The organism is Streptomyces sp. NPDC059900, from assembly GCF_050270335.1.
GTDB lineage: Bacteria > Actinomycetota > Actinomycetes > Streptomycetales > Streptomycetaceae > Streptomyces.
This window is the reverse complement of sequence record NZ_JBNNJZ010000957.1, coordinates 1-1,970: the sequence shown is the minus strand read 5'-3', so window position 1 is coordinate 1,970 and position 1,970 is coordinate 1. Positions and strand designations below refer to the sequence as shown.

Genomic DNA, 1,970 nt, shown 5'->3' with positions numbered 1-1,970 from the left:
GGTACGTGGCGCGTGTGGTGAGGAGAGTCTTTTGAGTCATCCGCATCCTGAACTCGGCGCCCCGCCGAAGCTCCCGAAGGGCGGCCTGCGGGTCACCCCGCTGGGCGGCCTCGGTGAGATCGGCCGCAACATGACCGTCTTCGAGTACAACGGTCGCCTGCTGATCGTCGACTGCGGAGTGCTCTTCCCCGAGGAGGAGCAGCCCGGAATCGACCTGATCCTGCCGGACTTCACGTCCATCAGGGACCGCCTCGACGACATCGACGGCATCGTGCTCACGCACGGCCACGAGGACCACATCGGCGGTGTCCCCTATCTCCTGCGCGAGAAGCCGGACATCCCGCTGATCGGCTCCAAGCTGACCCTCGCGCTCATCGAGGCGAAGCTCCAGGAACACCGCATCCGTCCGTACACGCTCGAGGTCGCCGAGGGCGACCGTGAGCGCCTCGGCCCGTTCGACTGCGAGTTCGTCGCGGTCAACCACTCCATCCCGGACGCCCTGGCCGTCGCCGTCCGCACCCCCGCGGGCATGGTCGTCGCCACCGGCGACTTCAAGATGGACCAGCTGCCGATGGACGGCCGCCTCACGGACCTGCACGCGTTCGCGCGGCTGAGCGAGGAGGGCATCGACCTCCTCCTCTCCGACTCGACGAACGCCGAGGTGCCGGGCTTCGTCCCGCCGGAGCGCGACATCTCGAACGTGATCCGGGGCGTCTTCGCCGGCGCCCAGAAGCGGATCATCGTCGCGAGCTTCGCCAGCCATGTCCACCGCATCCAGCAGATCCTGGACGCCGCGCACGAGTACGGCCGCAGGGTCGCCTTCGTCGGCCGCTCCATGGTCCGCAACATGGGCATCGCCCGTGACCTCGGCTACCTCAAGGTTCCGCCGGGCCTGGTGGTCGACGTCAAGACGCTCGACGACCTGCCGGACCACGAGGTCGTGCTCGTCTGCACGGGCTCGCAGGGTGAACCGATGGCCGCCCTCTCCCGGATGGCCAACCGCGACCACCAGATCCGCATCGTCCAGGGCGACACGGTGATCCTGGCTTCGTCGCTCATCCCCGGCAACGAGAACGCGGTCTACCGCGTGATCAACGGCCTGACCCGCTGGGGAGCCAACGTCGTCCACAAGGGCAACGCCAAGGTGCACGTCTCCGGCCACGCTTCGGCCGGCGAGCTCCTGTACTTCTACAACATCTGCAAGCCCAAGAACCTGATGCCGGTCCACGGCGAATGGCGCCACCTGCGCGCCAATGCCGAGCTCGGCGCCCTCACCGGCGTCCCGCACGACCGCATCGTGATCGCCGAGGACGGCGTCGTCGTCGACCTCGTCGAGGGCAAGGCGAAGATCGTCGGCAAGGTCCAGGCGGGATACGTGTACGTGGACGGCCTCTCGGTCGGCGACGTCACGGAGTCCTCCCTCAAGGACCGCAGGATCCTCGGAGACGAGGGCATCATCTCGGTCTTCGTCGTGGTGGACTCCAGCACCGGCAAGATCACCGGGGGCCCGCACATCCAGGCCCGCGGCTCCGGCATCGACGATTCGGCCTTCTCCGCCGTCATGCCGAGAGTCCAGGAGGTCCTCGAGAAGTCGGCCCAGGACGGCGTCGTGGAGCCCCACCAGCTGCAGCAGCTCATCCGCCGCACGCTGGGCAAGTGGGTCTCGGACAACTACCGCAGGCGCCCGATGATCCTTCCCGTGGTCGTCGAGGTCTGACCCGACACCGGGTGAACTAGGAGCGGGGCGCCTCGATTTGCATCGGGGCGCCCCGCTCCAGTACGTTTACGTCTCCGCCTGAACGGGAAGCACCCGGCACTCACGTGCTCGGAGCCACCCAAACGGGGCGGGGAATTCCGACTCAGAATCTCTGATAAAGTCGGACTCGCCGGAAAGGGAAACGCGAAAGCCGAAAGGCCGGAGCGGGAACCGGAAAGGCACCGAGGAAATCGGACACGAAAGAGTCTGATAG

General features: G+C 67.1%; 1 protein-coding gene. It reads left to right on the top strand.

Annotation, left to right across the window (positions count from 1 at the left end):
* Positions 1-31: 31 nt before the first annotated feature.
* Positions 32-1,717, top strand: coding sequence for a ribonuclease J (locus ACQKIP_RS46145; RefSeq protein ID WP_365866707.1), 1,686 nt, complete (start codon positions 32-34; stop codon positions 1,715-1,717).
* Positions 1,718-1,970 lie beyond the last annotated feature (253 nt).